The organism is Rahnella variigena (assembly GCF_003610915.1).
Lineage (GTDB): Bacteria > Pseudomonadota > Gammaproteobacteria > Enterobacterales > Enterobacteriaceae > Rahnella > Rahnella variigena.
In genome coordinates this window covers 1148695-1173726 of record NZ_NSDJ01000001.1, presented here as the reverse complement: position 1 = coordinate 1173726, position 25032 = coordinate 1148695, and the positions used below count along the sequence as shown (strand labels likewise).

Here is a 25032-nt window from a genome sequence, read left to right as displayed (position 1 = left end):
ATCCTCATTGCACGGCAAACTGACGACGAATTTTACGCATCAGCAGGAACAGCCATGGCCACAGAACACCGTCAACCACACTACTCCAGAAAACTTCAGGCCGGAACGAAACGTTAACGACCAGGAATTCACCCCAGAACACCATCACGTCCACGGCCAGTGAAAGCACCATGACAATCAGCGCCTGTTGCCATAGCGCCAGATTACGGAATAACTGGAATTTGAACGCGACCAGATAGGCGGTGATAGCAAATGCCAGCGCCCGGATGCCGAGCGTCGATCCCAGGATCAAGTCCATGATGAAGCCGACAATAAAACCGGTACCCACGTTGACGCGATGCGGTAACGCCATCACCCAGTAAATCAGGATCAGCATCAGCCATGACGGCCTGAACATGTAAATTTGTTCCGGCCACGGCATGACCTGCAACAGCATGGCTATTAAGAAGGATAGCCAAATAATCCAACGCCCGTGGCTCCGGTAACTGTTCATCGTGTCGCTCCCTGAACAGCAGGCGTGCTGACAGGTGCGGTCACCGTACCGGTAGCCGGTGGCGGAACCGGTGCAGGAGGCCCCATATCACCCGGAGGTGGCAGGACTTGCGGCATCATTTGCATCAGACGTTCGTTGGCAACGCGATGGACTTCATCAGGCGGCAGAGGATGTTCACCATTACGGTCCGAACCCCATAACAGCAGCAAATAACGCAGACGTTGCAGACCGGCGGTCGGACGCGCCTGAATCACGGTATACGCACGCTGGTTGTCCACTTTGACAGAGGACACCACACCCACCGGATAGCCTTCAGGGAAACGGCCGCCAAGACCTGACGTAACCAGCACATCGCCGACACGAATGTCGGTATTGCTTGGCAGATGCTCGAGTTGCAGGTCATCGGCGCAGCCGCTACCGGCTGCAATCACGCGGATGTCGTTACGCAGCACCTGAATCGGTAATGCGTGCGACGCATCGCAAATCAGCAATACGCGGCTGGTCAGAGCGGCAACGGCAACAACCTGACCGACAACACCTTTGTCGCTGATCACCGGTTGTCCGATATACACGCCATTGTTGCTGCCTTTGTCGATCACCACCTGATCACTGTACGGATCGTTGCTGGTAGACAGAACCTGCGTCACCATCTTGTGCTCGTCCTGACGCAACGGCGACCCTAACAGTTCGCGCAGACGGGCGTTTTCTTGTTTGTATTGGCCAAGCAGCATCAGATCGCTGTTTTTCAGCAACAGTTCCTGACGCAAAGCGCGGTTTTCGAGCTCCATCTGACCACGAGTGGCAAATGTAGAAGAGACCTGATCTAAGAATTCACGCGGGGCATTGGACAAAAAATAGAAGGGACTGACGGCAGTATCCATATAGGTGCGAATTTTAACAAACGTACCTATTTTACTGTCGGCAACAATCAGGACAATGGCCGTGAGAATAGCCAAAAAAAGTCGCAGTTGCAGGGAAGGTCCCCTGCTAAAAATTGGCTTCATAAAATATGCGAGTTCCTCGGCAACAGAAGGTTTCAGCCAGTCGAAGTAAAGACTTCCCCTGACAGAAAAGGCGGCAATCTCATGGGATAGACAAAACACCGGCAAAGCGTTTATCGCTCAGCCAGTGTTTGCGCGGATCCACATTGAACACTGCACACTTCACGTTGCAGGTTTTACCTGACGGACAACCACCTTCCCGGGCAGACTGATTTTGTTCACTACGACAAGGCTTGCTGACAACAAGCCCTGCCCAAAACCACAAGTCTTCGCTCAGATTACTCTTCGCTGAATAAGTCGCCGCCGTGCATGTCGATCATTTCTAATGCTTTACCACCGCCGCGGGCTACGCAAGTCAGCGGATCTTCTGCGACGACAACCGGAATACCGGTTTCTTCCATCAGCAGACGATCCAGGTTACGCAGTAATGCGCCACCGCCGGTCAGCACCATGCCGCGCTCGGAAATATCAGAAGCCAGTTCTGGCGGACACTGTTCCAGTGCAACCATCACCGCGCTGACGATACCGGTCAGCGGTTCCTGCAGGGCTTCCAGGATTTCGTTGGAGTTCAGCGTGAAGCCACGTGGAACACCTTCAGCCAGGTTACGGCCGCGAACTTCGATTTCGTGCACTTCATCGCCAGGATAAGCAGAACCAATGCTGTGCTTAATACGTTCGGCAGTCGCTTCACCAATCAGTGAACCGTAGTTACGACGAACGTAGTTAATGATAGCTTCGTCGAAACGGTCGCCACCAATACGTACAGAAGAGGAATACACCACGCCGTTAAGGGAGATCACCGCAACTTCCGTCGTACCACCACCGATATCCACCACCATTGAACCGGTCGCTTCAGATACTGGCAGGCCTGCACCGATTGCCGCAGCCATCGGTTCTTCAATCAGGAACACTTCACGCGCGCCTGCACCTTGTGCAGATTCACGGATAGCACGGCGCTCAACTTGCGTTGCACCGACTGGCACACACACCAGCACGCGCGGACTTGGGCGCATGAAGCTGTTGCTGTGAACTTGCTTGATGAAGTGTTGCAGCATTTTCTCAGTCACGAAGAAGTCAGCGATAACGCCGTCTTTCATTGGACGAATGGCTGCGATATTGCCAGGAGTACGACCCAGCATCTGTTTAGCGTCGTGACCAACAGCAGCAACGCTTTTAGGTGAACCAGCACGATCCTGACGAATAGCCACTACAGATGGCTCATTCAACACGATGCCTTGTCCTTTTACATAGATAAGGGTATTGGCGGTACCCAGGTCGATGGACAAGTCGTTGGAAAACATGCCACGAAATTTCTTAAACATAACGAAAGGATAATCCTGCAAGCTGGGGGCGGAAAATAAAATCCGCCTACTTTACCAACCACGCGAAGCAGCGACAAGGCGCAAAAACGTCCTGCTTCCGTGAAAATTGTCAGCGATGTCGCCATTCACTTGTTGTTACTTTTTGAGGCTGATGGCACTGCGAAATAATTCTTTATCGCAGGCTCGGTTTACCTCGGGCAGGCACCCAGGCGAAGTAGCAACACCGCACATAAATTCTTACACTTTTACCGAAATTTTCCGCTCATCTGCGGCCTGATAATAAGCACCGGAGGCCAGGCAAGGGAGTCGGTCAAAAGCTGGCTCATTCTACGTTAAATAATCCCATAACGGTCACTTAAACATCGCGGTTATGTGAATATTTTTTACCGACCGGGTCAACAGGCTCCGGCACAGCAAAGAAATCGCCCTGACCGCCGTGGATCCCACTTTTCAACAGGACGGCCCACTCCTCTTTTGTCCTCACTCCGGAGGCAAAAACCAGGGCCTGAGTTCCTTCACATGCACTGAGCAAACTTTGTACAAAAAGCTGGTTTTCCACCCTCTTATCAATATCGCGCACTAACCCCGGGTGAAGCTTGACTCTCTCCACCGGGAAAGTTTTCAGATAAGAGGTGCTGACGACCGACAAACCTGCCTGCGTCACGGCCAGACGACAGCCTAAACCTTGCAATAGTCTGATAGCCGGACGCAGCCGGTCGGTATGTTGACAGAGATCTGCCTCTGCAAGTTCAATCAAAATTCGATTTCGTTGGGTTCTTTCGCACTGAAGCAACGTATCGCGCAGCCAGCGAACAAACGAGCGCTGCAATAATGAATCAACCGTCAGGTGAAATGCCAACGTTTCATCCGGCCAGCGGTTAAGTAACGGAATAATCTGACTTAACATGACCCGGTCAAAGCTCTGAGACAGGCCAAACTGAACCACCAGAGGAATAAATTCTGCGGCCAGCAGTTCCTGTTCTCCGTCAAAGACGCGACGCTGCACTTCCCGGTGGTCAAGCTTGCCGCCTTTTGAGAATGACGGTTTCTGGTATAAACGCGGGCCGCCGCGCGCCAGGGTATTTTCCAGCAAAGTCCGCCAGCGCACGCTTCCCCGGCCCTTTTCCGGCACGTTTTTATCGTAGATAAACCAGCTGTTACTTCCCTGGAACGCCGCGTGGCGGGTGGCCTGCTCAACCATATCCATGACCTGATCCGGCGTCTGCCCGAAACGATACGCACTGATGCCGATGTACATCAGTGCGTCGCGGTCGATCAGCGAAGACGTCGGCAACACGCCCAGCGCATTAACCAGCTGAGCCGCCATCACTTCCGCTTCTTTCAGGGTGCGGTGCGGCAGCAGCACCGCAAAATCACTGTGGAAATAGCGGGCCAGTAAAGCATCCACGTGGCGCATAACAAACGTCGATAATAAATTCACCATCGCCGAACGTAATTCTTCAACCACCGCCTGACCGTGGGTTTCGCGCATCATATCGAAATCAGGTAAACGCAGCAGCATCACCACGCCATGCGCACCCTTTTCTTCCAGTTGTGTGGCGAGCTGGTTATCAAAGAACAGGCGGTTACTCAGCCCGGTTTGTGCGTCCTGCTGGGCATACGCGCGTATCAGGGTGTCCACGCGGCTACGCTGTTCACGGGCTTCGTTCAGATCAGTCAGCAACACATCGATAGCACTGCTGGCAGAATGGGGCCATTCCCCAACATCCCCGGTCAGACCCTCGCGTTCTCCGCGTAATATGCGCACTGCGCGGTCTTCCAGTTTTTCCACGCCATCGGTTTCCTGTCGCAACCAGCGGAAACTGAGCATCAGCATGCCCAGCATCACCAGAATGGCGAGACCAATTGCAAACGTAGAACGCAGGGAGCGGATATAGGTGCTGATCGGATCGATATAGGACATTTGCAGAGACATCGCATGGTTCTGCATCAGCGGGAAAGTTGCCGTCTCGAATTCAGGGATTACGCTGTCCCACGAACGGCGCAAATTGGGCTTTTCATGATACTCATACACGGTGGTGTTATTGAGTTTGAGCTCAACATCCGTGATATCAAGCATGCGCATCGCCGGCGGCATCCAGCGTTCGGCTTCCGCGGGGGTATGGGTCAGAAGCGCCTGATCATAGGCCGTCGCCAGCGCCTGAAGATGCTGCCCGGTACTTTGTTTATTGAGATAGAGAAAACTGAAAGTGACGCCCAGCAACATCAACAGCATTGCCAGCGCGACTAACATCGAAATCAGTGCCGATAGTCTGGTAGTAAATCGCATCCCTGTGCCTTACTCGCTACGGTTAGGTGAACACAAACCCGTTGTCTGAGCCTGCTGCGTAAAACGCCGCTACTATAAAACAGAAAAAGGGAGGGACTGGAGAAATTTACGAAAAAGGATTAATCGCATATTTCGTTATTTCTGCCACATCGGGCGCCATTTCATTCCTTTATCAGGCCGAAAAGTACCCTTTGCTTACATTGATAGCATAGCAACACAAAAAACAATCAATTCAGAATTCTTATACAAATGGATAAAAATCAGCCAAAGGCGGTTTTTTTAAATCGGGTATTTGGAGGGTTCATCTCGCAAAACCCCCGGTTTCACGCCATGCTCTGTCTATATCCATAAAAATTAACCATATAAAAAGAGAATGCCGGAGAATGCTATGTACAAACCCCGCAAACTAACGGAAGCCGATGTCACACCCGAAGACATCTTCCATGACCGGCGCAAAGTATTACAGGCGCTGGGTATCAGTGCGGCGGCACTGGCCATCCCGCAAGATGCCCGGGCTGATCTGCTTTCCTGGTTTAAAGGCCATGACCGGCCGTCTGCGCCTGCGGGCAAGCCGCTGGATTTCACCAAACCTGCTGCATACCAGAATGATCTGCCGCTGACACCGGAAGATAAGGTTTCCGGCTATAACAATTTCTATGAATTCGGACTGGATAAAGCAGATCCGGCAGCGAATGCCGGGCAGCTGGTCACATCGCCATGGACGTTAAAAATAGAAGGTGAAGTCGCTAAACCGATGACGCTGGATATGGACGACATTATGAAGCGTTTCCCGCTCGAGCAGCGGATTTACCGCATGCGTTGCGTCGAAGCCTGGTCAATGGTGGTGCCGTGGGTCGGATTCCAGCTCAGTGAAATTCTTAAACTCGCCGAGCCGACCAGTAATGCGCGTTACGTCGCATTTACTACCTTATATGACCCTGAACATATGCCGGGGCAAAAAGACCGGTTTATCGGCGGCGGACTGAATTACCCGTACGTTGAAGGATTGCGTATAGATGAGGCGATGAACCCGCTGGCGATGATGACGGTCGGTGTGTATGGCAAAGCACTTCCGCCGCAAAACGGCGCGCCCATCCGCCTGACCATTCCGTGGAAGTACGGCTTCAAGGGGATTAAATCCATCGTGAACATCAAATTCACCAAAGATGAGCCGCCGACCACCTGGAACCAGATTGCCTCGAATGAATACGGATTTTACGCCAATGTGAACCCGCAAGTTGATCACCCGCGCTGGTCGCAGGCGACGGAGCGATTTATCGGTTCAGGCGGATTGCTCGACGTGCAGCGTCAGCCAACCTTACTGTTCAACGGTTATGCCGAACAGGTGGCGTCGATGTATCACGGTATGGACTTGCGTAAGTTCTATTAAGGAAGGAGAAGTTTCACCTATGCGTCGTTTAAGCCCTGCAAATATTACCTGGCTGAAGGTGATCATCTATCTTTGCGCCATTTTGCCTTTTTTCTGGATTGTGCTTTCGATTAATCAGGGCTGGTTCAGCGCCGATCCCGCCAAAGATATTCAGCATTTTACCGGTAGGATGACTCTGAAATTTTTACTGGTCACACTGCTGGTCACGCCTGTCGCTCGTTACGGAAAACAGCCTCTGCTGATCCGCACCCGTCGTTTGCTGGGTCTATGGTGTTTTGCGTGGGGAACACTGCATCTTCTCAGCTATTCCTTCCTCGAACTGGGCATCAGTAATCTCCGGTTGCTGGGCAGTGAACTGATATCACGCCCGTATCTGACGCTGGGCATCATCTGCTGGGTTCTTCTGCTGGCACTGGCCTGCACCTCTCCAATGTGGGCACAGCGCAAATTGGGGTCAAAATGGCAGAAGTTGCACAATTTCATTTATCTGATCGCGGTACTTGCGCCGATCCACTACCTTTGGTCGGTAAAAGTGTTATCACCGCAACCCGTCATTTACGCATTACTGGCGGTCATCTTGTTGGCATTTCGTTATAAAAAATTCCGCCAGTGGCTGCGATAAGCGGTGGAACTTTTCTGTGTTCTGCCCCTCATAATTCCGGCAATCACACTCACATTCTCCGGGCGAGGGTTGATTATCTTCGCTGATAAGACCAGTATTTAGCTGCGAATTGCCACGATATCATTATAATGCCCGACCTCATGCCGAAGAGACGGGTCGATTTGCCGCGAAATAGGTGACAAATCGGTGACATCAGGGTATTTTCTACAATCTTTGTCTAATTGCCGGAGATAGGCTCACAATGGCGCATAAGTTTGACATTTTGCTACTGAACGGTCCTAACCTGAATTTGTTAGGCACCCGTGAGCCTGAAACGTACGGACACACCACGCTCAACGATATTGTTAAAGGTTTGGAAGTTCAGGCTGCTGCTGCTGATGTAGCACTCAGCCATCTGCAATCCAACGCAGAACATGTCCTGATTGAACGCATTCATCAGGCACGCGGAAACGTCGATTTTATTCTGATCAATCCCGCGGCCTTTACCCATACCAGCGTGGCGCTGCGCGATGCATTACTGGGGGTGTCGATTCCGTTTATCGAGATCCATCTGTCGAATGTACACGCCCGCGAAGCGTTCCGGCATCATTCCTATCTTTCCGACATCGCAGTGGGCGTTATTTGCGGACTTGGCGCAGATGGCTACCACTTTGCATTACAGGCAGCGGTTAATCGCTTGTCAAAAACCCACTAATTTCTACGCAAAAAGAGTACGGAATCACACCCATGGATATTCGTAAAATTAAAAAACTGATCGAACTGGTTGAAGAATCAGGCATTTCTGAACTGGAAATTTCTGAAGGCGAAGAATCAGTACGTATCAGCCGTGCTGCACCTGCGCAGGCTTATCCAATGATGCAACAGGCTTATGCTATGCCTGTACAACAACAGCCAGGTCTGGCTGCTGCGGTCGCGCCAGCTGCTGCGCCTGCAGAAGCGGCTCCGGCTGCCATCAGCGGTCATATCGTTCGCTCACCGATGGTAGGTACCTTCTACCGTACGCCAAGCCCGGACGCTAAAGCCTTCATCGAAGTGGGTCAGAAAGTGAACGCCGGCGATACCCTGTGTATCGTTGAAGCGATGAAAATGATGAACCAAATCGAAGCAGACAAATCCGGTGTTGTTAAAGCAATTCTGGTAGAAAGCGGCCAACCGGTTGAATTCGACGAGCCGCTGGTCGTCATCGAATAACGAGGCGTACCATGGTAGATAAAATTGTTATCGCGAACCGCGGCGAGATTGCCCTGCGTATTTTGCGTGCCTGTAAAGAAATGGGCATCAAAACCGTTGCTGTGCACTCCACTGCTGACCGTGACCTGAAACACGTGCTGCTGGCAGACGAAACCGTCTGTATCGGTCCTGCACCTTCAGTAAAAAGCTATCTGAACATCCCTGCCATTATCGCTGCGGCAGAAATCACTGGCGCGGTGGCTATTCACCCTGGCTATGGTTTCCTGTCCGAGAATGCTGATTTTGCAGAGCAGGTTGAGCGTTCTGGTTTTATCTTCATCGGCCCGAAAGCTGAAACTATCCGCCTGATGGGCGACAAAGTTTCTGCGATCCACGCGATGAAAGCGGCTGGCGTACCTTGCGTACCTGGCTCTGACGGCCCGCTGGGCGACGACATGGATCAAAACCGTGCCTTCGCTAAACGCATCGGCTATCCGGTCATCATCAAAGCTTCTGGCGGCGGCGGTGGTCGTGGTATGCGTGTTGTGCGCAGCGACAAAGACCTTGAGCAATCCATCAACATGACCCGTGCGGAAGCCAAAGCGGCTTTCAACAACGACATGGTTTACATGGAAAAATACCTGGAAAACCCACGTCACGTGGAAATTCAGGTACTGGCTGACGGTCAGGGCAATGCGGTTTATCTGGCTGAACGTGACTGCTCTATGCAGCGTCGTCACCAGAAAGTCGTGGAAGAAGCGCCAGCACCGGGCATCACTGAAGAACTGCGTCGTTTCATCGGCGAACGTTGTTCAAAAGCCTGTGTGGATATCGGCTACCGTGGCGCAGGTACTTTCGAGTTCCTGTATGAAAACGGTGAGTTCTTCTTCATCGAAATGAACACCCGTATCCAGGTTGAGCATCCGGTTACCGAGATGATCACTGGTGTGGATTTGATCAAAGAGCAGCTGCGCATTGCGTCCGGCCAGCCACTGTCGATCAAACAAAGCGAAGTGAAAGTCAAAGGCCATGCGGTGGAATGCCGTATTAACGCGGAAGACCCTAACACCTTCCTGCCAAGCCCGGGCAAAATCACGCGTTTCCACGCACCTGGCGGCTTCGGTGTTCGTTGGGAATCGCACATTTACGCAGGCTACACTGTGCCTCCGTACTACGATTCCATGATTGGTAAACTGATCACTTACGGCGAAACCCGTGAAGTGGCGATTGCCCGCATGAAAAATGCACTGGCAGAACTGATCATCGACGGCATCAAAACCAACATTGATCTGCAAATGCGCATTATGGACGACGAGAACTTCCAGCACGGTGGGACTAACATCCACTATCTGGAGAAAAAACTCGGTTTGCAGGAAAAATAATAAGACCGTACCGTCGCGTACATCTTATCAAGGCCGGATATTCCGGCCTTTTTTTCATTTATGGGGAAGTGGAAATGGATCAACGTTTCTTACAAGCCAACCGCGAAGCCCGCTGGGCGTTTGGGCTGACGATTGCCTATCTGCTGGCATGGTGTTTTGCCGCCTATATTCCTGACGATAAACAGGGCATCACCGGCCTGCCGCACTGGTTTGAAATGGCCTGTCTGCTGGTACCGCTGGTATTCGTTCTTTTAAGCTGGCTGATGGTTCGCGTGATTTATCGCGATATTCCGCTGGAGGATCATCATGCAGACTGAAGTCTTGTTGCCGCTGATTGCCTATCTGCTGCTGGTATTCGGGCTGTCTGTGTATGCCTACACGCGTCGCGAACAGGGCAACTTCCTCACCGAGTATTTCCTCGGTAACCGCTCGATGGGCGGCTTCGTACTGGCCATGACTCTCACCGCTACCTACATCAGCGCCAGTTCGTTTATCGGCGGTCCCGGTGCTGCATACAAGTTTGGCCTTGGCTGGGTGTTGCTGGCGATGATCCAGCTGCCTGCTGTCTGGCTTTCACTGGGCGTACTGGGCAAGAAATTCGCCATTCTGGCGCGCCGTTATAATGCAGTTACCCTGAATGACATGCTGTTTGCGCGCTACCAGAGCCGCCTGCTGGTCTGGCTGGCGAGTCTGAGTCTGCTGGTGGCATTTCTGGGTGCGATGACCGTGCAGTTCATCGGTGGTGCGCGTTTGCTGGAAACCGCCGCCGGTATCCCTTACGACACCGGTCTGCTGATTTTCGGCATCAGCATCGCGTTGTATACCGCGTTTGGTGGCTTTCGTGCCAGCGTGCTCAATGATGCCATGCAGGGTCTGGTGATGCTTCTGGGCACCATTTTGCTGCTGGTAGCGGTGATCCATGCCGCCGGAGGGCTGCACAGTGCCGTTGATAAACTCCAGCAAATCGACCCGAAACTGGTTTCCGTACACGGCGGAGATGACGTCCTGTCGTTACCGTTCATGGCCTCGTTCTGGATTTTAGTGTGCTTTGGGGTGATTGGCCTGCCGCACACTGCCGTGCGTTGTATTTCCTATAAAGACAGCAAAGCGGTGCACCGCGGCATCGTGCTGGGCACCATCGTGGTCGCCGTACTGATGCTCGGTATGCATCTGGCTGGCGCACTCGGGCGCGCGGTTTTACCTGATCTTAAAATCCCCGATCAGGTGATCCCGACGCTGATGATCACCGTGCTGCCACCTTACGCCGCCGGGATTTTCCTGGCCGCACCGATGGCTGCCATTATGTCGACCATCAACGCACAGCTTTTACAGTCATCTGCGACTATCGTTAAAGACTTATACCTCGGCATTAAACCGGAGCAGTTAACCAACGAACGTAAGCTGAAGCGGTTCTCGAGCTGGGCGACTTTTGTGCTGGGATTGCTGGTATTACTGGCCGCATGGCGTCCGCCGGAAATGATTATCTGGCTGAACCTGCTGGCGTTTGGCGGGCTGGAGGCAGTGTTCCTGTGGCCGCTGGTGCTCGGTTTGTACTGGGAGCGCGCCAACGCTGCCGGGGCGCTGAGCTCAATGATTGTTGGCGCAGTTTGTTATACCCTGCTTGCCAGTATCGACCTGCACATCGCCGGTCTGCATCCGATTGTGCCGTCGCTGTTGCTGAGCCTGCTGGCATTTTATGTCGGCAATAAGTTTGGTAAACAGCCACGCGAAACCGTACTCAAGCCGTCCTGACCGGGCGGCACTGATTTTACAGATTGTTAAGAAGAGAATGGCTATGCCTTGGATCCAACTGAAAATTAATACCACCGGTAACGACGCGGAAACGCTGAGTGACGCGCTTATCGAGAGTGGCGCCGTGTCCGTGACTTTCCAGGATACCCACGATAATCCGGTGTTCGAACCCCTGCCTGGCGAAACCTTGCTGTGGGGCGATACCGACGCTATCGGCCTGTACGATGCGGAAACCGACATGGAAGAAGTGGTCGCCATGCTGGAAAACGAACCGCTGCTGGGCAAAGGTTTCGTGCACAAAATCGAACAACTGGAAGACAAAGACTGGGAACGCGAATGGATGGATAACTTCCACCCGATGCGTTTTGGCGAGCGTCTGTGGATTTGTCCAAGCTGGCGCGATGTGCCGGATCCGAATGCTGTCAACGTGATGCTCGATCCGGGCCTGGCATTTGGTACCGGTACCCATCCGACCACCGCGATGTGTTTGCAATGGCTCGACAGTCTGGATCTGACCGATAAAACGGTGATCGACTTCGGCTGCGGTTCGGGCATTCTGGCGATCGCTGCGCTGAAACTGGGCGCAAAACACGTGGTCGGGATCGACATCGATCCGCAGGCGATTCAGGCCAGCCGTGATAACGCCGAGCGTAACGGCGTTTCAGAGCGTCTGTCGTTGTACCTGCCGAAAGACCAGCCAGAGAACCTGTCAGCCGACGTGGTCGTCGCTAACATCCTTGCAGGCCCTCTGCGCGAACTGGCACCGCTTATCAGCGTGCTGCCGGTTGCAGGCGGTCATCTGGGGCTTTCCGGCGTTCTGGCCAGCCAGGCTCAAAGCGTGGCGGATGCGTACAAAGATAAATTTGAACTGGATGCGGTGGCCGAGAAAGAAGAATGGTGCCGTATTACCGGCGTTAAAAAAGCCTGATAGCTGTCACCCGCTCTTTCTTTTTGTGCATAAAGAGCGGGTTTCCCCCCAAAAACCTCTTCTGAACTTTTCTTATATTTATCCTGCCGCACCAAACCCTTACACTTCGCATGGTATTTATTACTCAACGAACGAAAGGGATATCTTTTGAAAGGAAAATTGCTGTTTATTGCACTTGCTGCATTTTCAGTGTCTGCGGCTGCGACAGATGCGCCACACTGGTCCTATGACGGCGATGCCGCCCCGCAAAATTGGTCTAAACTCAGCCCGGATTTCCATCTGTGCGAACAGGGCAAAGCACAGTCGCCTATCAATATCAAAGAGGCGTTACCGGTGCATCCCCGCCCGCTTAAACTCAGCTATCAGTTACCGCCGGTGAGTGTCATTAATAACGGCCATAGCGTGCAGGTCAATGTTCAGCAGGGTGATTTTGCCACGCTGGACGGGGATAAATTCGTCCTTCAGCAGTTCCACTTCCACTCCCCGAGCGAAAACACTCTCAACGGTAAATCCTTCCCGATGGAAGCGCACTTTGTGCATATGGATGCTGAGGGTGAAGTTGCGGTGATTGCGGTGATGTTCGAGACCGGTAAGGCTAATCCGGAACTGGAAAAGATCTGGCAACAGATGCCAGAAAAAGCGGGCGAATCAGTCATGCTGAAAGAGAAAGTCAGTCTTGATGGCCTGCTGCCTAAAGATCTCACCCATTACCGCTTCAGCGGATCGCTGACCACGCCGCCTTGCACAGAAGGCGTTCGCTGGCTGGTCGTGAAACAGCCTCAGACGCTGTCTGAAGCGCAACTGGAAAAATTCCAGCATGTTATGCATCATGCAAATAATCGTCCTGTGCAGGGTCTGCATGGCCGCGTGGTGGTCGACGAATAATCTAGCCTGAACCCGGAGACGCAGACAAAGCTTCTGCGTCTCTTTCTGTTGCCTTTCTTAGTTTCTGAAAATCAGTCACTTTTTAACCAAAATACGATCTGCGTCACGGAATTTTGTGGTGATTGCTGCTTAAAACGTCAAATCTGCCCTTAGATTCAACTGATATATCAGGATGTTTCAGAGAGATATTAGGAATTTGCATAAGCGCACAATTTGACCTTCGTCACATAACTCAATGTAAAACCAAGACAAAAAATATAATTGCGCTGAATTTCACCATTGGCAAGGTATTTTCTTATCCAATTGCTCAAAGTTTGGCCTTTCATATCGCAACGAAAATGCGTAATATACGCGCCCTTGCGGACATCAGTATGGTCATTCCTAGTTCATGCGCATCGGACACCACCAGCTTACAAATTGCCTGATTGCGGCCCCGATGGCCGGTATCACTGACCGACCATTTCGTGCCTTATGTCATGCGATGGGGGCTGGAATGGCAGTATCTGAAATGCTCTCCTCCAATCCGGAGGTGTGGCGGACGGATAAATCACGTTTGCGCATGGTACATAACGATGAACCGGGGATCCGCGCCGTGCAAATTGCCGGTTGTGACCCCGAAGATATGGCGGCTGCTGCACGAATTAACGTGGAAAGCGGTGCGCAAATCATTGATATCAATATGGGCTGCCCGGCCAAGAAAGTGAACCGCAAACTGGCAGGTTCTGCATTATTGCAGTATCCGGATTTGGTCAAACAAATCCTCACTACCGTAGTGAATGCGGTAGATGTGCCAGTCACGTTGAAAATTCGTACTGGTTGGGCACCGGAACACCGTAACTGTGTACAAATTGCCCAATTGGCTGAAGACTGTGGAATTCAGGCCCTGACTATTCATGGCCGAACCCGTGCCTGTCTCTTCAATGGAGAAGCAGAGTACGACAGTATTCGGACAGTTAAGCAGAGTGTTTCCATTCCGATTATCGCGAATGGCGACATAACTGACCCGCATAAAGCCAGAGCGGTGCTCGACTACACCGGAGCTGATGCTCTGATGATAGGACGTGCCGCTCAGGGGAGACCCTGGATCTTCCGGGAAATCCAGCATTATCTGGACACAGGGGAGCTGTTACCTCCACCGCCTATGGGTGAGGTGCAGCGCTTGTTACTAGGGCACGTACGGGAATTGCACGACTTTTACGGTCAAGGCAAGGGATTTCGTATCGCTCGTAAGCATGTTTCCTGGTATCTCCAGGAGCATGCCCCGAATGACCAGTTTCGGCGCTCCTTCAACGCCATAGAGGATGCCAGCGAACAGCTGGAGGCGTTGGAAGCATATTTCGAAAATCTTGCGTAACAAAAAAGAGCTGACAGAACTATGTTCGAACAACGCGTGAATTCTGACGTACTGACCGTTTCTACCGTTAATTCTCAGGATCAGGTAACCCAAAAACCCCTGCGTGACTCGGTAAAACAAGCACTTAAGGGCTATTTTGCTCAATTGAATGGTCAGGACGTGAATGACCTGTATGAGTTGGTATTGGCTGAAGTTGAACAGCCACTGTTAGACATGGTGATGCAGTATACCCGTGGCAACCAGACTCGTGCGGCCCTGATGATGGGTATCAACCGCGGTACGCTGCGTAAGAAATTGAAAAAATACGGCATGAACTGATACTAATCAGTCGATGTCTTAAAAAGGCGCTTTTCCGCAAGGGGAGCGCCTTTTTGTTTTCTGTTTTTTTATATTTACCGATTCTTTCGCAGCACCCCTTTAGCCCAAAATTTGCGCAAAACCTAACCCAGATCAACCCAAATGAGAATAATTCTCCCCTGCATTCCGCGATAAAGAACTACCTTATACGGACAATAAAAATGTCTCCGGGAGTCACACTGATGAAGCCACTTTATCTACGTTTTACCGCGGCAATGAATAAACCTGATCTGGCTATTTTACTGCTGCGTATCACTTACGGTCTGCTGATTTTTCATGGCTGGCATAAGCTGCATGACGGACTGGGCGGTATACAGGGGATGCTGGCAGGTTATGGTATTCCGGCGTTTGTCGCCTACGGCGTAATTATCGGTGAGGTCATCGCGCCGATCATGATGATATTGGGGATCTTCACCCGTCTCGCCGCTCTGTCTGCTGCAGCGACGATGGTCGTGGCCTGGCTGATGGTCGGTATCCACCATACGTTTGCATTGTCACCGGTGGGTGCCTGGGCCATTGAAGACATCGTGTATTACTTCATGGCAGCCATCGTGATCGCGCTGTACGGTAGCGGGCGTTATTCCATTATGAGCAATCCGCTCTACCGCTGATATTCCTTTTCAGCATGTCTGATCCGTCAGGCATGCTGATACCGCATATCAACCATTTTATTTTCCAAAAGCTAATCTCTTCTTTACGTAGCGTTTTCGTTTGTCTGTCCAAAAGTAGACGTAAAAAAATGGTAAAGAGTCCGTTTATCGGACAATTTCCCCCACCGGTTAGATCAAGCAGCATGTTATACTCTGTGTAAGAGTCGTATTCGCTCGCTCAACGCCTACGGACAGCCCTTCAGCTTCGCGATCCCGCCTTTTAAAAGTGTCTTCTTAGAGTAAAAATTGCGTCAACTTGTGTCTTTTCAAAAACGTTTGCCGGCACATGCTGTCCCACTCTATGTCAGACAATCCGTATCGCGAATGAGCCAACTCCTTACGCGTTACCCCGATTTTTATGCAGATGATTAGGCTTTTATGACTTCTCCTCGCTTTCGTGCTTCATTTTTACATCCACGCTACTGGCTGACCTGGTTTGGCCTGGGTGTACTGTTCCTGCTGGTTCAGCTGCCTTATCCGGTGTTAAACCGTCTGGGTATCTGGCTTGGCCGAACGTCGATGCGTTTCCTGAAACGCCGCGTGTCAATAACGCGCCGTAACCTGCAATTGTGCTTCCCGGATCTGCCTTCTGATCAGGTTGAAGCCCGCATTGTCAGCAACTTTGAATCCCTCGGTATGGGCTTACTGGAAACCGGCATGGCCTGGTTCTGGTCGGATGCCCGTGTGAAACGCTGGTTTGACGTCAGCGGCCTGCACAACCTGAAAAAGGCGCAGGAAAACAAAAAAGGCGTACTGGTGATTGGGGTGCATTTCATGTCGCTGGAACTGGGCGGGCGTGCGATGGGCTTATGTCAGCCAATGATGGCGATGTACCGTCCGCACAACAATAAAGCGATGGAATTTGTGCAGACCTGGGGTCGTATGCGCTCCAACAAGGCAATGCTCGATCGCAAAGATTTACGCGGTATGGTTCACGCTCTGAAAAAAGGCGAAGCGGTCTGGTTTGCGCCGGATCAGGACTACGGCCCGCGCGGCAGCGTCTTTGCCCCCCTGTTTGCCGTCGACCAGGCTGCCACCACCAGCGGTACCTTCATGCTGGCGCGTCTGGCGAAACCGGCGCTGGTCACCGTAGTACTGGTGCGCAAAGCCTTAGGTAAAGGCTATGAGCTGGTGATCCAACCTGAGTTGCAGGATTACCCGATCGATGACGAAATGGCGGCTGCGGCTTACATGAATCGCGTTATCGAGAAAGAAATTATGCGTGCGCCCGATCAGTATCTCTGGTTGCACCGCCGCTTTAAAACCCGTCCGGCAGGAACGCCTTCTCTTTATAGATAAGTGCTTTATAGATAAGTGCCAGACGTGATAAAACGGAAGCCCGATGCAATGCGTCGGGCTTTTTCATTGAACAGCATCCATAAGAGATTTGTAATTTTCATGGCTAAAAAACCTGACGCGACACCTTCCATCTTTGACCATCTCAAAGAGGAAGACAGCTTTGACCTCTGGGGACGCTCCGGCCTCAGCACTGCACTGAACAAAGCCAAACCTAAAGCGCCGGATAATGAGCAGATTGCCGCCGCACGTAAGCTTATCAAAGGCAATGCCGACAAGGGCGAATGATGTGAAAACATCGCCTGACAGAAACCCACTCCATGTGGGTTTTTTAATGGCTTTTATCTGCACAAACAGGCTGATGAAAATAATTCTCACGACAGATTAATCGCTTTTCTGTAACCTCTCTTTTTACCTGCCCTGGAGAGAAGTGATGAAAACCTCTGTTCGTCTGGCGCTGGTCGGAGACTACCACTCCGCCATCACGGCCCACCAAGCTATCCCCCTTGCTATCGACCTTGCAGCACAACACTTCAGCACTGAAATTCACGCCGACTGGCTTGCGACCGACACCATTACCCCTGAGATTTTACAAAAATACGACGCTTTCTGGTGTGTCCCCGGCAGCCCGTATCACTCCACCGAAGGTGCCCTGAGCGCTATCCGTTTTGCCCGCGAAAACCACAAGCCTTTCCTCGGAACCTGCGGCGGTTTTCAGCATGCGATCATCGAATACGCCCGTAACGTGATGGACTGGCAGGATGCAGGACATGGCGAAACCGATACCGAAGGCCGGCTGGTGATCAGCGCCCTGTCGTGCGAAATGGTGGAAGTTAAAAACACCCTCACCTTTATCCCAGACAGCCTGCCAGCACGCGCCTATGGCAGGCTGGAAGTCGAAGAGGGTTATCACTGCCGTTACGGCATCAATACCGAATTTCAGGCGGCGCTTGAGGCACAGCCGTTGCGGATGGTGGGTCATGATGCCACCGGCGAAGTTCGCGCCATCGAATTGCCCGGACATCCGTTTTTTGTCGCGACCTTATTTCAGCCGGAACGCGCCGCACTAAAAGGTCAGCTTCCGCCGCTGGTGGCTGCATTGATAAAGTCCGCTCTCTGAGCCTGCCTGTTTCTGAATATCTCTCAGGCCATCCGGCCTGAGAGATTTACTCATCGTTTTGCCTCATTTTTTTACCCAATATGACACCGTATTTCACTTCCCTTCAAAGACCGCGATCTGCACTCCAATATTGAAATAATCCGCTCCCTTTTAAAGCAGCCACATTGACCGCGCACCGAAACAGGGCAATAAATTTTATACACCTCGTCAATGTTACTGAGCAATTCCTCTACGCGACTTGATTGATGGGGTGTTTTCGATGTTGGCACTCCCTTTGCAAAGACAGGTGCAGAGGGCGTTGCCCCATAAACAGACAGGGTGCTCAGGCACTCACACAATAATAATTTTCAATTTTGTCTCACAGGACGCTTAATGAAAAAAATATTGCTCTCAACGCTGATTGCCGCAGCAAGCTTCGTGACACTGGCTGGTCAGGCTCACGCAGGTACCACTCTGGATGCAGTTAAAAAGAAAGGATTTGTTCAATGCGGTATCAGCGACGGCCTGCCAGGCTTCTCTTACGCTGACTCCAAAGGCAAATTCACCGGTATCGACGTTGACCTCTGCCGCGCAGTGGCTGCTGCCGTGTTTGGTGATGCTGAGAAAGTGAAATACACCCCCCTAACCGCGAAAGAGCGTTTCACCGCGCTGCAGTCTGGCGAAGTGGACATCCTGTCACGTAATACCACCTGGACCTCTTCCCGCGATGCGGGCATGGGCATGATTTTCGCCGGCGTAAACTATTACGACGGTATCGGCTTCCTGACTCACCAGAAAGCCGGCCTGAAAAGCGCCAAAGAACTTGATGGCGCCACCGTCTGTCTGCAGGCCGGTACGGATACCGAGCTGAACGTAGCTGACTACTTCAAAGCCAACAAAATGACTTACACCCCGGTCACCTTCGACCGTTCAGACGAAAGCGCCAAAGCGCTGGACTCAGGCCGTTGTGACACCCTGGCCTCTGACCAGTCTCAGCTGTACGCACTGCGTATCAAACTGGGCAAACCGGATGACTTCATCGTTCTGCCAGAAGTCATTTCTAAAGAACCTCTGGGGCCGGTCGTTCGCCGTGGTGACGAAGACTGGCTGGCTATCGTGCGCTGGTCACTGTTCGCGATGCTGAACGCCGAAGAAATGGGCGTGACGTCTGCCAACGTCGATCAGCTGGCGGCAAACCCGACCACGCCTGACATGAGCAACCTGCTGGGCAAAACCGGCACTTACGGCGCTGATCTGAAAGTGCCTAATGACTGGGTGGTTAAAATCGTTAAACAGGTCGGCAACTACGGCGAAAGCTTCGAACGTAACGTCGGTCAGGGCAGCGAGCTGAAAATCAAACGTGGTCAGAACGCATTGTGGAATAAAGGCGGCATCCAGTACGCCCCACCAGTCCGCTAATTTTATCCTTCGTACCTGACGTTGCACCGGCGTTGGCGGCACTCGGTCACCCGAATCACTGACCCGTGTCAGCTCATCGGGATTCCCTCCCTTGCTGCAACGCCAGTTACTTTGGATAAACAAAAGTTCAGTCTGAGAAAGGAAGCTGATGCACCGGTCGTTCCCCGGCGCATCACTTCCACTGTTTTACCTGCAGGTCGAGGTTAAAATGTCGCAACGCCCAACCGGAAAAGTCTCGTTCTCGCTGACCAACCCAGCGGTACGAGCCTGGATTTATCAAATTTTCGCGGTGGTGTTGCTGGTAGCCTGTCTGGGTTACCTGCTCCACAACACCATTACCAATCTGACTACACGAGGGATCACCTCGGGATTTGCGTTTCTTGAAAAGGGTGCCGGTTTCGGCATTGTTCAGCATCTTATCGACTACCAGGAAGGCGACACCTACGCCCGCGTATTTGTTATCGGTCTGCTGAATACGCTGCTGGTTTCCGCGCTGTGTATCGTTTTTGCTTCCATCCTCGGGTTCATTATCGGTTTAGGACGCCTTTCCGATAACTGGCTGATCCGTAAAGTCTCGACGGTGTATATCGAGACGTTCCGTAACATTCCACCGCTGCTGCAAATCTTCTTCTGGTACTTCGCCGTACTGCGCAACCTGCCGGGCCCGCGTCAGAGCCTGAATGCGTTCGACCTGGCTTTCGTCAGTAACCGCGGCCTGTATCTGCCGTCGCCGGAACTGGCGCCGGGCAGTCTGGCGGGATTTATCGCCCTGCTGCTGGCGATTTTTGGCATCGTCGCGCTGCAACGCTACAACCACTTCCGCCAGATCCATACCGGACGCGTCTGGCATATCTGGCCATGGGCGATTGTTATGCTGGTTGTGTTTCCGGCGCTGGCGCACCTGATTTTCGGGCCTGCCCTGCACTGGGATGTGCCTGCGCTGCGCGGTTTTAACTTCCGCGGCGGCATGGTTTTGATTCCGGAACTGGCGGCGTTAACGCTGGCGTTATCGGTGTATACCTCGACGTTTATCGCCGAAGTGATCCGCTCCGGCATTCAGTCTGTTTCGCACGGCCAGCACGAAGCCGCCCGTTCGCTCGGCCTGCCGAACCCGGTCACGCTGCGACAGGTGATTTTGCCGCAGGCGATGCGGGTGATCATCCCGCCGCTGACCAGCCAGTATCTGAACATCGTGAAAAACTCCTCTCTGGCCGCCGCTATCGGTTATCCGGATATGGTGTCGCTGTTCGCCGGTACGGTGCTCAACCAGACCGGTCAGGCGATTGAAACCATTGCTATCACCATGTCGGTTTACCTGATCATCAGTCTGGTGATTTCGTTCCTGATGAATATTTACAACCGGCGTATCGCGCTGGTCGAGCGTTAAGGGAAACCCATGACGATGACAACACTTCCTCCCGGAGTCAGAGCCGTGAAACCCGGAACGCCGCTCGGTACCGCCCTGCTCTGGGCGCGTAAAAATCTGTTCTCCAGCTGGTTCAACAGTTTGCTGACGCTGTTTTGTTTATGGCTGATGTGGCTGGTGATCCCTCCGCTGCTGAACTGGGTGATTTTCCAGGCCAACTGGGTCGGCACGGCGCGAACTGACTGCACCAAAGCCGGTGCCTGCTGGGTGTTTATCCATGCACGTTTCGGCCAGTTTATGTACGGGTTATATCCGTTTGATCAGCGCTGGCGCATCAACGTCACGCTGATTGTCGGCCTGCTGACCCTTGCGCCGATCTTTTTCAAAGCCACGCCACACCGCGGACGTTATATCGCCTGCTGGATGGTGCTGTTCCCGATTTTCACCTGGTTCATGTTGTATGGCGGATTCTTTGGTCTGAGCCGCATCGAGACCCGCCAATGGGGCGGCCTGACGCTGACGCTGATTATCGCCGCTGTCGGTATCGCCGGGGCATTGCCGCTGGGAATTATGCTCGCGCTGGCACGTCGTTCACGTCTGCCCATCGTGCGTATTCTGTCGGTGGTTTTCATTGAGTTCTGGCGTGGTGTGCCGCTGATCACCGTGCTGTTTATGTCCTCGGTGATGCTGCCGCTGTTTATGACCGAAGGGACGAGCATCGACAAACTGGTGCGCGCACTGGTGGGTGTGGTGCTGTTCCAGTCGGCGTACGTCGCGGAAGTGGTGCGCGGCGGGCTACAGGCGCTGCCGAAAGGCCAGACTGAAGCCGCCGAATCACTGGCGCTGGGTTACTGGAAAACGCAGGGATTAGTCATTCTGCCGCAGGCGCTGAAAATGGTGATACCGGGTCTGGTGAACACCATCATCGCGCTGTTCAAAGATACCAGTCTGGTGATCATCATCGGCCTGTTTGACCTGTTCAGCAGCGTACAGCAAGCCACCGTCGATCCGGAATGGCTGGGCATGTCGACCGAAGGCTACGTCTTCGCCGCCGCCGTTTACTGGATTTTCTGTTTTAGCATGTCGCGTTATAGCCAGCATCTGGAAAGACGCTTTCACACCGGACGTTCCGCACACTGAGGTAAACCATGAGCGACCATCAAGTCACTGAAAACCAAAATATGATGATCACGCTGGAAAACGTGAATAAGTGGTACGGACAATTCCACGTATTGAAAGACATTAATCTGAGCGTCAAACCGCGCGAACGTATCGTCCTTTGCGGCCCTTCCGGTTCAGGGAAATCAACGACCATTCGTTGCATTAACCATCTGGAAGAGCACCAGCAAGGGCGCATTGTGGTGGACGGCACTGAACTGAATGATGATCTGCGCAATATCGAACGCGTACGCACTGAAGTCGGTATGGTGTTCCAGCACTTCAATTTGTTCCCGCATCTGACTGTGTTGCAAAACTGCACTCTGGCACCGTGCTGGGTACGCAAGATGCCGAAGAAAGAAGCCGAAGAACTGGCGATGCATTATCTGAAACGTGTGCGTATCGCCGAACATGCCAATAAATTCCCCGGCCAGCTTTCCGGCGGCCAGCAACAGCGTGTGGCGATCGCCCGTTCGCTGTGCATGAAGCCAAAAATCATGCTGTTTGATGAACCGACATCGGCGCTCGATCCGGAAATGGTGAAAGAAGTCCTGGATACCATGATCACGCTGGCGGAAGAAGGCATGACCATGTTGTGCGTGACGCACGAAATGGGATTTGCGCGAACCGTCGCCGACCGGGTGATCTTTATGGATCGCGGGGAAATCGTTGAACAGGCGCCACCGCTGGAGTTCTTTGCGAATCCGAAGTCGGCGAGGACACGGGAGTTCTTATCACAGGTGATCCATTAACTTTTCTGCGCCCTTCGAAAAAGGGGAATCATCAAAGATTTGGCTTTTGCTCCTCCCCCTGCGAAGGGGGAGGTTGGGAGGGGGTTTTACATACAAAGCAATAAGTTAAAGCACACTTTGAATTTAGTTTTTGACCTTCATACCCCACCCCAGCCCTCCCCTTCGCAGGGGAGGGAGCATTAATCATCACCACATCACTCCCCCGATCACCGGCGCAATCACCACGGTGACCACTCCCGCCAGCATCATCACCAGACTCGATACCACGCCTTCTTCCGCGCCCAGCTCATAGGCTCTCGCCGTACCCGCACCGTGCGACGCCGCACCAAACCCGGCGCCTTTTGCCAGTCCGCTTTTTACTGCCAGACGCAGAAACAGCATATCGCCGACCGCCATGCCGAATACGCCGGTGATCACCACAAACAACGCGACCAGATCCGGCTGACCGCCCATTTGCTTCGCGGCTGCCAGCGCGAACGGCGTGGTGATGGAACGCACCGCCAGACTGCGCTGAATATCTTCAGGCAAGGTCAGCATCCGCGCCAGCCAGACGGAGCTGCTGACGGCCACCACAATCGCGGTCAGCACACCCGCACTCAGCGACATCCAGTGACGGCGGATCACCGCCATATTCTCGTAAACCGGCACCGCAAACGCGATGGTTGAAGGCCCGAGCAGCCATAACAACCAGTGCGTTTCGCCGATGTAATCCTGATACGAGGTGTGCGTCACCACCAGCAAGACAACCAGCACAATCGGTGTGAACACCAGCGGCATCAGCAGCAACGTGCGTTTCTGCCGGTAAAGTTTCTTGTTGGCGTAATACAACCCGAGCGTGATGACAAAACACAGAATGCTGATAAGAAGATCAGTCACGGCTCGCCTTCCTTGCCGCCAGACGTTGTTCCAGACGATAAACTTTATCGACCACCACCGCCGTCGCACCGAGGGTCAGTACGGTACTGACACCAATCACCAGAAAAATTTTCCAGCCCTCGATCATCAGCAACTGGGCGTAATTCACCACCGCCACCACGGCAGGCACGAAGAACAACAGCATTTCCGCCAGCAACCAGCGGGAACCGGCTTTCACCCATTTCACCGGTAAAATGCGGAACATAATCAGCAGTAACAGCATCAGCATGCCGACAATGTTGGCAGGTAACGGCAGATGTAATGCGGTGACCAGACGATCGGCGATAACGAATAACACCGCGTACAGCACCACCTGAACGGGGATCTGACAGCGGGTCAGCAGGGACGGCGCTTTAGTGCGCAACGCCAGCAACATGAGGACGACCTCGAAAGAGGGAAAAGTGTGAAAATGAAGTATACGCTGGCAGGAAACCGGTAAAGAAATGAATTAAAATCATAAAAATGATTCCAGTTTGGAATACTTTGTTACTCGCCGATCTGACCGGGAAAAATAAGCCCATGGACGTCCGTACCTTACGCTATTTTGTCGAAGTGGTTCGCCAGCAGAGCTTTACCCGCGCGGCGGAAAAGCTGTTCGTCACGCAACCGACGATCAGCAAAATGCTGCGTCATCTGGAAGAAGAACTGGAATGCACGCTGATTGTTCGTGAAGGACGGCGTTTGCGGCTGACTGACAGCGGTCAGGCGCTGTATCAGCGCGGGCTGAATATCCTTGAAGAATTCCGCCAGCTGGAAGCCGAACTCGAAGATATCAACTCACTTAAATCCGGTCACCTGCGGCTGGGCATTCCGCCGATGGTGGGCACACAAATCGCGCCGCTTATTAGCAGTTTCCGCCAGCAATATCCGGGTATCGAACTGATTATTTCCGAATTTGGCGGCCTGACCGTGCAACAGGCGGTGATCTCCGGCGAACTGGATCTGGCGCTCACCGCCCTGCCCGCCGACGCCGTGCCTTCCATCGCCTCGTTACTGCTGTTCAGTCATCCGCTGTGCGTGGTGGTGCCGCGCACGCCGCACTGGCTGAACCGCACGCGCATCGGGTTCAGTGATCTGGCTGATGAAAGTATTCTGATTTATAACGAAGATTTTGCACTGTATCGCCAGCTGATGGATGCGTTTTCCGCTCACGGTTTTACGCCCAAAATTGCCGCACGCAGCGGTCAGTGGGATTTCTTAGCCGCGATGGTGCAAACCGGCATGGGCGTGGCGATTTTGCCGGAACCTGTCTGTCAGCGGCTGGATAAAAACGCGCTGATGTGGCTGCCGCTGGATCCGCTGATGCCGTGGCAACTGGGGCTTATCTGGCATCAGGGCAGTTATCTTTCACACAGCGCCCAGGCGTGGATCACGCTGTGCAGGGATTACTGGAAATAGCGGGAAGTGGTGGGAAGTGGCGCTAAATAAAAA

General features: G+C 52.8%; 26 protein-coding genes. 20 read left to right on the top strand and 6 right to left on the bottom strand.

The genetic code is table 11. The features are described from left to right. Positions 1-4 precede the first annotated feature (4 nt). The 4 genes from mreD to csrD all read right to left on the bottom strand — a co-directional run bounded on the left by mreD (position 5) and on the right by csrD (position 5106). Positions 5-493, bottom strand: coding sequence for a rod shape-determining protein MreD (mreD, locus tag CKQ54_RS05445; RefSeq protein ID WP_112290418.1), 489 nt, complete (start codon positions 491-493; stop codon positions 5-7). Beyond that, positions 490-1497 (bottom strand): rod shape-determining protein MreC, encoded by a 1008-nt coding sequence (gene mreC, locus CKQ54_RS05440; protein ID WP_112290416.1) that lies wholly within the window; start codon positions 1495-1497, stop codon positions 490-492. Before mreC ends, mreD begins: the two co-directional genes overlap by 4 nt. A gap of 275 nt (positions 1498-1772) precedes the next feature. Continuing rightward, complete coding sequence (gene mreB, locus CKQ54_RS05435; RefSeq protein WP_013577291.1) at positions 1773-2816, bottom strand: rod shape-determining protein MreB; 1044 nt, start codon at positions 2814-2816, stop codon at positions 1773-1775. Between the two features lie 355 nt (positions 2817-3171). After that, complete coding sequence (gene csrD / locus CKQ54_RS05430) at positions 3172-5106, bottom strand: RNase E specificity factor CsrD (protein WP_120162179.1); 1935 nt, start codon at positions 5104-5106, stop codon at positions 3172-3174. A 388-nt stretch (positions 5107-5494) separates the two neighbouring features. Between csrD and msrP the strand changes: the two genes are divergently transcribed. The 19 genes from msrP (at position 5495) to CKQ54_RS05330 (ending at position 22686) form a co-directional block, all read left to right on the top strand. Next, positions 5495-6496 carry a protein-methionine-sulfoxide reductase catalytic subunit MsrP gene (gene msrP / locus CKQ54_RS05425; protein ID WP_120162180.1) on the top strand — a complete coding sequence of 334 codons (1002 nt, stop codon included), beginning with the start codon at positions 5495-5497 and terminating at the stop codon, positions 6494-6496. Positions 6497-6515: 19 nt separating this feature from the next. Further along, on the top strand, positions 6516-7118 hold the full coding sequence (gene msrQ, locus CKQ54_RS05420; RefSeq protein WP_112290411.1) for a protein-methionine-sulfoxide reductase heme-binding subunit MsrQ: 603 nt from the start codon (positions 6516-6518) through the stop codon (positions 7116-7118). Between the two features lie 241 nt (positions 7119-7359). Then, positions 7360-7812, top strand: a complete 453-nt coding sequence (gene aroQ / locus CKQ54_RS05415) for a type II 3-dehydroquinate dehydratase (protein ID WP_013577295.1) — start codon at positions 7360-7362, stop codon at positions 7810-7812. A gap of 32 nt (positions 7813-7844) precedes the next feature. Then, positions 7845-8309 carry an acetyl-CoA carboxylase biotin carboxyl carrier protein gene (gene accB / locus CKQ54_RS05410; RefSeq protein WP_013577296.1) on the top strand — a complete coding sequence of 155 codons (465 nt, stop codon included), beginning with the start codon at positions 7845-7847 and terminating at the stop codon, positions 8307-8309. Between the two features lie 11 nt (positions 8310-8320). After that, positions 8321-9670 carry an acetyl-CoA carboxylase biotin carboxylase subunit gene (gene accC, locus CKQ54_RS05405; protein WP_112290409.1) on the top strand — a complete coding sequence of 450 codons (1350 nt, stop codon included), beginning with the start codon at positions 8321-8323 and terminating at the stop codon, positions 9668-9670. A gap of 74 nt (positions 9671-9744) precedes the next feature. Next, positions 9745-9987, top strand: a complete 243-nt coding sequence (locus CKQ54_RS05400; protein WP_120162181.1) for a YhdT family protein — start codon at positions 9745-9747, stop codon at positions 9985-9987. Further along, on the top strand, positions 9977-11422 hold the full coding sequence (gene panF, locus CKQ54_RS05395; protein WP_120162182.1) for a sodium/pantothenate symporter: 1446 nt from the start codon (positions 9977-9979) through the stop codon (positions 11420-11422). The genes CKQ54_RS05400 and panF overlap by 11 nt, the downstream gene beginning before the upstream one ends. A gap of 43 nt (positions 11423-11465) precedes the next feature. Then, positions 11466-12350: a 50S ribosomal protein L11 methyltransferase gene (gene prmA / locus CKQ54_RS05390; protein ID WP_112290405.1), complete on the top strand. Its 885-nt coding sequence runs from the start codon at positions 11466-11468 to the stop codon at positions 12348-12350. Between the two features lie 147 nt (positions 12351-12497). Beyond that, the gene (locus CKQ54_RS05385; RefSeq protein WP_208644583.1) at positions 12498-13235 is read left to right on the top strand and encodes a carbonic anhydrase; all 738 of its coding nucleotides are present in this window, start codon (positions 12498-12500) and stop codon (positions 13233-13235) included. Positions 13236-13623: 388 nt separating this feature from the next. Further along, a complete protein-coding gene (gene dusB, locus CKQ54_RS05375; RefSeq protein ID WP_112290402.1) occupies positions 13624-14589 on the top strand; it encodes a tRNA dihydrouridine synthase DusB in 966 nt (321 codons plus the stop codon). Positions 14590-14610: 21 nt separating this feature from the next. Next, positions 14611-14907 (top strand): DNA-binding transcriptional regulator Fis, encoded by a 297-nt coding sequence (gene fis, locus CKQ54_RS05370; protein ID WP_004097144.1) that lies wholly within the window; start codon positions 14611-14613, stop codon positions 14905-14907. Positions 14908-15128: 221 nt separating this feature from the next. Next, complete coding sequence (locus CKQ54_RS05365; protein ID WP_112290400.1) at positions 15129-15557, top strand: DoxX family protein; 429 nt, start codon at positions 15129-15131, stop codon at positions 15555-15557. Positions 15558-15974: 417 nt separating this feature from the next. Beyond that, positions 15975-16895 (top strand): kdo(2)-lipid IV(A) palmitoleoyltransferase, encoded by a 921-nt coding sequence (lpxP, locus tag CKQ54_RS05360; protein ID WP_113876711.1) that lies wholly within the window; start codon positions 15975-15977, stop codon positions 16893-16895. Positions 16896-16994: 99 nt separating this feature from the next. Continuing rightward, positions 16995-17180 (top strand): hypothetical protein, encoded by a 186-nt coding sequence (locus CKQ54_RS05355; protein WP_120162212.1) that lies wholly within the window; start codon positions 16995-16997, stop codon positions 17178-17180. A gap of 145 nt (positions 17181-17325) precedes the next feature. Beyond that, entirely contained in the window at positions 17326-18012 is a 687-nt protein-coding gene (locus tag CKQ54_RS05350) for a CTP synthase C-terminal region-related (seleno)protein (protein ID WP_120162184.1), read from the top strand. Positions 18013-18384: 372 nt separating this feature from the next. Beyond that, positions 18385-19410 carry an amino acid ABC transporter substrate-binding protein gene (locus CKQ54_RS05345; protein ID WP_112290395.1) on the top strand — a complete coding sequence of 342 codons (1026 nt, stop codon included), beginning with the start codon at positions 18385-18387 and terminating at the stop codon, positions 19408-19410. Positions 19411-19618: 208 nt separating this feature from the next. Beyond that, complete coding sequence (locus CKQ54_RS05340) at positions 19619-20797, top strand: amino acid ABC transporter permease (RefSeq protein ID WP_120162213.1); 1179 nt, start codon at positions 19619-19621, stop codon at positions 20795-20797. A 9-nt stretch (positions 20798-20806) separates the two neighbouring features. Then, on the top strand, positions 20807-21916 hold the full coding sequence (locus CKQ54_RS05335; protein WP_425272781.1) for an amino acid ABC transporter permease: 1110 nt from the start codon (positions 20807-20809) through the stop codon (positions 21914-21916). An 8-nt stretch (positions 21917-21924) separates the two neighbouring features. After that, positions 21925-22686, top strand: coding sequence for an amino acid ABC transporter ATP-binding protein (locus CKQ54_RS05330; protein WP_120162185.1), 762 nt, complete (start codon positions 21925-21927; stop codon positions 22684-22686). Between the two features lie 186 nt (positions 22687-22872). On the opposite strand, the gene CKQ54_RS05325 is transcribed toward CKQ54_RS05330, so the two are convergent. Together CKQ54_RS05325 and CKQ54_RS05320 are read right to left on the bottom strand one after the other, a co-directional pair. Beyond that, a complete protein-coding gene (locus CKQ54_RS05325; RefSeq protein ID WP_120162186.1) occupies positions 22873-23562 on the bottom strand; it encodes an LrgB family protein in 690 nt (229 codons plus the stop codon). After that, positions 23555-23977, bottom strand: a complete 423-nt coding sequence (locus tag CKQ54_RS05320; RefSeq protein WP_113876705.1) for a CidA/LrgA family protein — start codon at positions 23975-23977, stop codon at positions 23555-23557. Before CKQ54_RS05320 ends, CKQ54_RS05325 begins: the two co-directional genes overlap by 8 nt. A 143-nt stretch (positions 23978-24120) precedes the next feature. On the opposite strand from CKQ54_RS05320, the gene CKQ54_RS05315 reads away from it, so the two are divergent. Further along, a complete protein-coding gene (locus CKQ54_RS05315) occupies positions 24121-24999 on the top strand; it encodes a LysR family transcriptional regulator (protein WP_112291302.1) in 879 nt (292 codons plus the stop codon). Positions 25000-25032: the final 33 nt, after the last annotated feature.

What these genes read in the sequence shown, in the direction of transcription:
- accC (WP_112290409.1), top strand. Translation starts at nt 8,321, where the DNA reads ATGGTAGATAAAATTGTTATCGCGAACCGCGGCGAGATTGCCCTGCGT.
- CKQ54_RS05400 (WP_120162181.1), top strand. Translation starts at nt 9,745, where the DNA reads ATGGATCAACGTTTCTTACAAGCCAACCGCGAAGCCCGCTGGGCGTTT.
- panF (WP_120162182.1), top strand. Translation starts at nt 9,977, where the DNA reads ATGCAGACTGAAGTCTTGTTGCCGCTGATTGCCTATCTGCTGCTGGTA.
- CKQ54_RS05355 (WP_120162212.1), top strand. Translation starts at nt 16,995, where the DNA reads ATGGCTAAAAAACCTGACGCGACACCTTCCATCTTTGACCATCTCAAA.
- dusB (WP_112290402.1), top strand. Translation starts at nt 13,624, where the DNA reads ATGCGCATCGGACACCACCAGCTTACAAATTGCCTGATTGCGGCCCCG.
- CKQ54_RS05315 (WP_112291302.1), top strand. Translation starts at nt 24,121, where the DNA reads ATGGACGTCCGTACCTTACGCTATTTTGTCGAAGTGGTTCGCCAGCAG.
- fis (WP_004097144.1), top strand. Translation starts at nt 14,611, where the DNA reads ATGTTCGAACAACGCGTGAATTCTGACGTACTGACCGTTTCTACCGTT.
- aroQ (WP_013577295.1), top strand. Translation starts at nt 7,360, where the DNA reads ATGGCGCATAAGTTTGACATTTTGCTACTGAACGGTCCTAACCTGAAT.
- mreC (WP_112290416.1), bottom strand. Translation starts at nt 1,497, where the DNA reads ATGAAGCCAATTTTTAGCAGGGGACCTTCCCTGCAACTGCGACTTTTT.
- accB (WP_013577296.1), top strand. Translation starts at nt 7,845, where the DNA reads ATGGATATTCGTAAAATTAAAAAACTGATCGAACTGGTTGAAGAATCA.
- CKQ54_RS05330 (WP_120162185.1), top strand. Translation starts at nt 21,925, where the DNA reads ATGAGCGACCATCAAGTCACTGAAAACCAAAATATGATGATCACGCTG.
- csrD (WP_120162179.1), bottom strand. Translation starts at nt 5,106, where the DNA reads ATGCGATTTACTACCAGACTATCGGCACTGATTTCGATGTTAGTCGCG.
- prmA (WP_112290405.1), top strand. Translation starts at nt 11,466, where the DNA reads ATGCCTTGGATCCAACTGAAAATTAATACCACCGGTAACGACGCGGAA.
- CKQ54_RS05335 (WP_425272781.1), top strand. Translation starts at nt 20,807, where the DNA reads ATGACGATGACAACACTTCCTCCCGGAGTCAGAGCCGTGAAACCCGGA.
- CKQ54_RS05350 (WP_120162184.1), top strand. Translation starts at nt 17,326, where the DNA reads ATGAAAACCTCTGTTCGTCTGGCGCTGGTCGGAGACTACCACTCCGCC.
- lpxP (WP_113876711.1), top strand. Translation starts at nt 15,975, where the DNA reads ATGACTTCTCCTCGCTTTCGTGCTTCATTTTTACATCCACGCTACTGG.
- CKQ54_RS05365 (WP_112290400.1), top strand. Translation starts at nt 15,129, where the DNA reads ATGAAGCCACTTTATCTACGTTTTACCGCGGCAATGAATAAACCTGAT.
- msrP (WP_120162180.1), top strand. Translation starts at nt 5,495, where the DNA reads ATGTACAAACCCCGCAAACTAACGGAAGCCGATGTCACACCCGAAGAC.
- CKQ54_RS05345 (WP_112290395.1), top strand. Translation starts at nt 18,385, where the DNA reads ATGAAAAAAATATTGCTCTCAACGCTGATTGCCGCAGCAAGCTTCGTG.
- mreB (WP_013577291.1), bottom strand. Translation starts at nt 2,816, where the DNA reads ATGTTTAAGAAATTTCGTGGCATGTTTTCCAACGACTTGTCCATCGAC.
- mreD (WP_112290418.1), bottom strand. Translation starts at nt 493, where the DNA reads ATGAACAGTTACCGGAGCCACGGGCGTTGGATTATTTGGCTATCCTTC.
- msrQ (WP_112290411.1), top strand. Translation starts at nt 6,516, where the DNA reads ATGCGTCGTTTAAGCCCTGCAAATATTACCTGGCTGAAGGTGATCATC.
- CKQ54_RS05340 (WP_120162213.1), top strand. Translation starts at nt 19,619, where the DNA reads ATGTCGCAACGCCCAACCGGAAAAGTCTCGTTCTCGCTGACCAACCCA.
- CKQ54_RS05320 (WP_113876705.1), bottom strand. Translation starts at nt 23,977, where the DNA reads ATGTTGCTGGCGTTGCGCACTAAAGCGCCGTCCCTGCTGACCCGCTGT.